Consider the following 5,886-nt stretch of genomic DNA (forward strand, 5'->3'; position numbering starts at 1 on the left):
AGCACCTGGAACGTTGTCTCGTCGCCGTAGATCAGGTCCGATTCGAGCAGCGCGTCGCGCATCAGGTTGATCACCGGTTGCGTGACCAGACCTATCCGAACGTACGCAGACCTTCCTGAGATGCTTCGGTCCGATCCGGTAACACTCTGCGCTCAAGCGTCACTTGCTAGGAGCTTCGCTTTATCGAAAGCACCTCGCAGCACGATTCGACGCGTTGAGTTTATTCACAGGTCTTGCCCAAGGTCCAGCCGTTGCATCCTAAGCAGGACCTTCGCCCGCCAAGGCTCTATCCTATGTACGCTAACGTGACAACGCCATTCCCCGACATCTCAGTTCGCCGTCGGATTTAGACCCTCGCTCACAATCTCATATTTCTTACCTGGAATCGTGAATTTCAAATAATTCTTGAAGCATCAGGAACCTTTACGCTCTAGCCTTTCGTTTTGACTTCTGGCGATTCGTATGTTCAACGTCTCCCCAAAATCTCGCGCTTCCGCAACACAGTCATCAACCCCAACCGGTAATGTCGGATTGCGTCACAATGGGCAACGTCATTCGATCCAGCGGGGAACCACACACGGGGTACCTGAGGACATTTCTCGCGTTTTTGAACAAGCAGATAGCGAATCAGCGGTACAGGTTCCTGCGAACAAACGGCGACGCCTCACACCATCTTCGGATTTGCACGTCGCGTCCACAAACGGCGCTTCAGTCGTCAAGATCGAAACCCGGTTCAATGCGCTCATGAAGGAAGTATCACAGGTCTGCACGCTCAAACAATTTAAGGCCCTCGCCGACTCGAATCACACAAGTAAAAACTCTATCTGGCGCCTTCCCGGAAAACTCCTAAGTAAAATCCTGCCAGTTCTTGCTGAGCGAATCGAGAGTCTTCCAGGTAGCGATCGTCTCGCGGCGCTCCATAGCCTAGAAGACAAGATACCCGCATTGTCGTCCGAACAACATGCCGAGTTTTTAGATACTCTTGCCCGCGAGGTCCCGTTTCTCCCAGAAGATGCACGAGGCCCGGCCTTCGCGCGCCTGGTAAGCAAGATCGGCATGCTGCCTTCCGACAAGCAGCGGGCCAAGTTAATGGCCGAATTCGCATGCGATATCAAGCATCTTCCCGCCACAGCCCGGGGCGAAGCCTTCGCTCATTGGATAAACGCGGCCGCCGAACTGCGACTGACGCCAGCACAGCACTGCGATGTGTTAAAGACCATCATTGACAGAATCGACGACCTCCCGGATGACGCGCGAGAAGCCGCCTTCATGCAGTTGCTAGGTAACATCGAGGCGCAGTCGTCATTCGCGCAGCAAGCGACGCTATTGAACATCCTCATTGACTGGATCTCCGATCTACCCGACAGTGCGCGAAGCCGTGCATTTACGCGACTGGAAGGTAGCATCAACGCCCTACCCCTCAAGTTTGGATACGAGCTGCTGCCCGGTCTCGCGCGCGAAGTCTGGGAAGTCCCCGTTGGTGCTCGAGGCCCAGCCCTTGCCTATCTGGTCAGCAAGATCGTGATGCTAGCGCCCGAGGAACAGGCCACACTAATGGAAGAACTGGAGGAACAGCTCGAGCTCGAAGAGTCTCCGTATAGGGAGCAATCCGCGGCCTTCGCATTCCTCGTAGACATATCGCTGCCACCCCAGCTGCGAGCAAATGTGCTGTGCGATCTCACCGGGCAAGTCGTGAATCTGACGAACCTCACACCGAAAGAACGCTTAGCAGCCCGCAAGCACCTGTTTCTCACTATCGCCACGCTGCCGCCTGAGCTGCAGGAGAAACCTCTGGAAGCGCTCCGCCAAAGTGCTCCAGCACCTATCACAACAAAGCTCCCGGAGGCGACCTCGCGAATTCGGACAGTCGGGTAGGTGAAATGCCCGTTGCTGGGGCCAGCGATAATGCAGGCCAAGAAACCGGAAAGACGACGGAGAGAATCCGACATACGCGCTCAACGGCACTTAAAAACTCTAACATAATGAGTTGTGGGGACTGTTAACCCGCCGCACGCTCTGTTAACCTCTTATTCAACCGTTGCAGCCACCACCAAAGCCGCGTCGGACGCGATACCCGGGGCGCAAGCCGCTGGACGATCGCGCCGTGTTGACCGGAATCTTGTTCGTGCTGCAATCCGTCCTTCCCTGGGAAATGCTTCCGCAGGAAATGGGCTGCGGCTCAGGCATGAGCTGCTGGCGCAGGCTACGCGATTGGCAGCACGCGGACGTCTGGGATCGACTGCACGAGGTACTGCTGGCCAAGCTTCGCGCGGCCGATCGCATCGATTGGTCGCGCGTGGTCATCGATTCGTCCTCCATTCGTGCAGTGGGATCGGGTCAAAAACAGGACCCAATCCCACCGATCGGGCACGACCAGGTTCAAAGCACCACCTCGTGACTGAAGCGCAGGGCATTCCGCTCGCGCTGATCCTCACGGGCGCCAACCGCAACGACGGTACTCAACTGCTGCCCCTCATCGAGGCCATCCCGCCCATTCGCGGCAAACGAGGACGGCCGCTATCAAAGCCCGTCGTGGTGCAAGCCGATCGTGGCTATGACCACGACAAATATCGAAAACCACTGCATGCCGCCGGCATCGCCACGCAGATTGCCCGCCGTGGCGAGCCGCACGGCAGCGGTCTTGGAAAGACCCGCTGGGTCGTCGAGCGCACCTTTGCGTGGCTGCACAACCTCAGACGTCTGCGCATTCGGTTCGAACGCCTCGCGACCATCCATGAAGCGTTCATGAAAATCGCCGCTTGCGTCATCTGCTGGCGACAGCTTCAAAACTCATTGTGTTAGAGCTTCTTAAAGCGGAAACAGCCCTGGTGGTGGTCAAGAGTGAGCGGATGCTTGCCGAATTGGCGCAGCAATTCGATGTACACCCGAACCAGATCACGGAACGGAAGCGGCAACTGCAGGAGCCTGCCGCTACTATATTCAGCGCGGCCGGGGCCCCGTCGAACGAGCGGCCGGTTGATTTGAAATCCTTGCACGCGAAGATCGATAAGCGTCGACCTGAAGCCGTCTTGATAACCAGAACTACCAGTGCGAGCCGTCGATTCGCGAGCGCGAGATCGAAGGCAGCGGGATCGAAGATGCCGCCGCACCACGTGAGGAACGGGTTGTGCTCCGCGTGCGTCGGATCGGTGATCACTTCGAGGAAGTCGGCATATCCGGGCACTCCGACGTCCTCCTCCGATGCTGCGAGTTATCACCGTGGTCATATATGTAGGTGAATGACTTCACGCCACCCCAGCGCCTTCGCCAGGTCGACGGGTCTGTCATTGATGCATTAGCGGATCGCTCGGGAATTCGAAGTCATCCGGTTCACCATAGTTTGCTTCGCCGAATACGAATACGTGCAGGTGGACGCCTTCCCAACTCATGGCCGGTAGCAGCGGGACACGCAGCATGCCTGCCGAGATTGAGCTGGGAACGATGATGCTTCGCCATATTACCGACTTGATATATTGCGGTTCAACGCGCAGCACGTGATCGGGTACAGGTACAGGCGCTTTGACTTGGCTCAGGGAGGGCTTGCGGGCTTGAGCCATCGAATTATTACGCGGCTTGCTGCTCAACGTGTTGGGCTAGCATGAGGCGCCACGGCGGCAACTCGTCGATGCGGGTGTTGGAACGACCGGCAATCCGCTCAAACGCCGTGCGCAGGTACGCGAACGGCTCAATGCCGTTTAGGCATGCTGTACCGATGAGACAGTAGGTCATCGCCGCGCTTTCGCCACCGCCGTCGGAGCCTGCGCACAGGTAGTTGCGCCTGCTGCAGACCAAGGGCCGCAAGCGGCCAGCCAACTCATCTTCAATCTGTCCGAGGCGCTTGGGAGTATCCTCACACGCCCGCAATCCTTGCCACCTTTTGATGCATGAACATTGGAGTTGCTTCGTCGTCGAGTTATGCAGCAACACTCAGGATCGTTAGCGAGTCAATATCATTTGACAAAATCGATTTCACTTGACCGAACGCAGTTTGACAGTCATCATATAAGATCGAACAATCCAGAGGAGTCGCTATCCCTCGCGGCGACCACCTTGCCTGAACGGCAAATTGCTAAACGTTTGAGTTTTTTTTAAAAATAAACTTACCCCGAGCGAGTATTATGTCGCTGCTGCGCGATTCATGTGTTCCGCAGCTTCTTTATTGGGCTAATGTTCCTTCTTTAGGCTGCGGCTTGTCCGCAGCTTTTTTTGCAACTTTGACCCGTCCTGAAATAGGTTGACACTTTTTCGCGGCGTTGTTGCATAAATCCGGCGAGCGCCGCGGTGACGTATACGCGCAACGACCGGGGCGATGCCTCTGTTAACAATTTGGGTTCCTGCGTAGATTCTCGATTTTTGCCGAGAAGATGCGCAAGGAAAGGCGCAGGACGCACGAGCCGAAGCCATCGACTTGGTTGATTTGTCCGCTCGCAGCGGCCTGAAGCGTCCCTTCGCGACGCGCTTGTTGGCGTGCCAGACGTAATCACCGGTCAGGTTGATGTGATTCCATCCCAGCGGCGCTAGATGCGTCAGCAGGCCGTCGTCGACGCGCTGCTGCTGTCGCAAGGCAGCGACCGCCCGTTCGAGATACACCGTGTTCCACAACGTAATCGCGGCCACGACCAGATTGAGGCCGCTGGCGCGATAGCGCTGGTTCTCGTACGAGCGGTCCCGGATCTCCCCCAGGCGGTAAAAGAACACCGCACGTGCAAGCGAGTTGCGGGCCTCGCCCTTGTTCAGTCCGGCGGATACACGCCGACGCAACGCGGGGTCCTGCAGCCACTTGAGCGTGAACAGCGTGCGTTCGATGCGTCCCAGATCGCGCAGGCCCACGGCGAGGCTGTTCTGCCTCGGATAGGCGCTGAGCTTGCGCAGGATGAGCGAGGCGGTAACCGTGCCCTGCTGGATCGAGGCCGCGAGCCGGGTCACGGCCGCGAATTCCCGCTCGATCAGCTTGCGATTGATTGCCCCGCCGATCAGCGAAGACAGTGCGGGCCAGTCGCCCGGCTTGCCGGGCACATACAGGTTCTTGTCGGCAAGGTCGGCAATGCGCGGGGCAAACTCGAATCCGAGGAAGTGGCACAGCGCGAACACATGGTCGGTAAAGCCTGCCGTGTCGGTATAGTGCTCCTCAATGCGCAATTCCGATTCGTGGTACAGCAGGCCATCAAGCACGTGCGTCGCGTCGCGCACGGGCGAGTTGATGACCTTGGTGTGGAACGGCGCGTACTGATCCGAGATGTGCGTGTAGAACAGTACTCCGGGTTCGCTTCCGTACTTCGCATTTCGATAGCCGGCGACCCGGCCGTGACCACCCACGCGGAAGCGCTGACCATCGGATGACGAGGTAGTACCCTCGCCCCAGTATGCAGCAAAGGGCAGACGATGCTGGTAGTTGACCAGCTCGGCCAGCCCTTTCTGATAGGTTTCGTCGCGAATGTACCAGGCGACCAGCCAAGAAAGCTTGGCGACACTCGTACCGGGACATGCATCGGCCATCTTCTCCAGACCGAGGTTGAACGCGTCGGCAAGGATCGCGCTGAGCAATAGCGTCCGGTCCGGGTGCTCCGCGTCGTTCTTCAGGTGCGTGAAATGACGCGTGAAGTCCGTCCACTGATCGACCTCGAGCAGCAGGTCCGTGATCTTCACACGTGGCATCAGGTCATACACTTGCTGCGTGACCAGGTCGGCCGCCGCCGGCGTCGCGTCGTCGAGGGGCGTGATCTTGAGCCCCTTGTCGTTCAGTTCGACGTCCGGCAATTCGCCGGCGGCAGCGAGCCTAGCCGTTTCATCCAGCGCTTCCCGCAAACGCGCTAGTGTTCCGTCCCAGAAATAACTTTGCATAGCCGAGCCACTTTCTGAAGGATGGAATCGGCGGTTGCCGTCCAG

At 57.9% G+C, this 5,886-nt stretch carries 4 protein-coding genes and 5 pseudogenes; 4 read left to right on the forward strand and 5 right to left on the reverse strand.

All coding sequences use genetic code 11. The features are described from left to right. Positions 1 to 110, reverse strand: a pseudogene (locus DID99_RS38185) (transposase); the annotation flags it as partial. Between DID99_RS38185 and DID99_RS35530 the strand changes: the two are divergent. From DID99_RS35530 to DID99_RS38190, 4 genes and pseudogenes are all read left to right on the forward strand, one after another. Next, a pseudogene (locus tag DID99_RS35530) lies at positions 101 to 262 on the forward strand (IS6 family transposase); the annotation flags it as partial. The pseudogenes DID99_RS38185 and DID99_RS35530 sit on opposite strands and share 10 nt — an antisense overlap. 200 nt (positions 263 to 462) lie before the next feature. Next, positions 463 to 1,875 carry a hypothetical protein gene (locus DID99_RS35535; RefSeq protein ID WP_124668637.1) on the forward strand — a complete coding sequence of 471 codons (1,413 nt, stop codon included), beginning with the start codon at positions 463 to 465 and terminating at the stop codon, positions 1,873 to 1,875. Between the two features lie 154 nt (positions 1,876 to 2,029). Continuing rightward, positions 2,030 to 2,802, forward strand: a protein-coding gene (locus DID99_RS35540; protein WP_124668638.1) for an IS5 family transposase whose coding sequence is annotated in 2 segments (ribosomal slippage) — positions 2,030 to 2,339 and positions 2,339 to 2,802 — 774 coding nt in all. Because the reading frame shifts where the segments join, the coding sequence is not laid out codon by codon here. After that, positions 2,772 to 3,005: pseudogene (locus DID99_RS38190) on the forward strand (hypothetical protein); the annotation flags it as partial. The gene DID99_RS35540 and the pseudogene DID99_RS38190, both read left to right, overlap by 31 nt. 128 nt (positions 3,006 to 3,133) lie before the next feature. Here the strand turns inward: DID99_RS38190 and DID99_RS38410 are convergent. The 4 genes and pseudogenes from DID99_RS38410 to DID99_RS35555 all read right to left on the reverse strand — a co-directional run. Next, positions 3,134 to 3,184 (reverse strand): annotated as a pseudogene (locus DID99_RS38410) (hypothetical protein); the annotation flags it as partial. Between the two features lie 100 nt (positions 3,185 to 3,284). Beyond that, the gene (locus tag DID99_RS38195; protein WP_260444777.1) at positions 3,285 to 3,557 is read right to left on the reverse strand and encodes a plasmid pRiA4b ORF-3 family protein; all 273 of its coding nucleotides are present in this window, start codon (positions 3,555 to 3,557) and stop codon (positions 3,285 to 3,287) included. 7 nt (positions 3,558 to 3,564) lie between these two features. Next, the gene (locus tag DID99_RS38580) at positions 3,565 to 3,927 is read right to left on the reverse strand and encodes a transposase domain-containing protein (RefSeq protein ID WP_124668639.1); all 363 of its coding nucleotides are present in this window, start codon (positions 3,925 to 3,927) and stop codon (positions 3,565 to 3,567) included. 498 nt (positions 3,928 to 4,425) lie between these two features. Continuing rightward, a pseudogene (locus DID99_RS35555) lies at positions 4,426 to 5,886 on the reverse strand (Tn3 family transposase); the annotation flags it as partial.

Source organism: Burkholderia sp. Bp8986 (assembly GCF_003854225.1).
Taxonomy (GTDB): domain Bacteria; phylum Pseudomonadota; class Gammaproteobacteria; order Burkholderiales; family Burkholderiaceae; genus Burkholderia.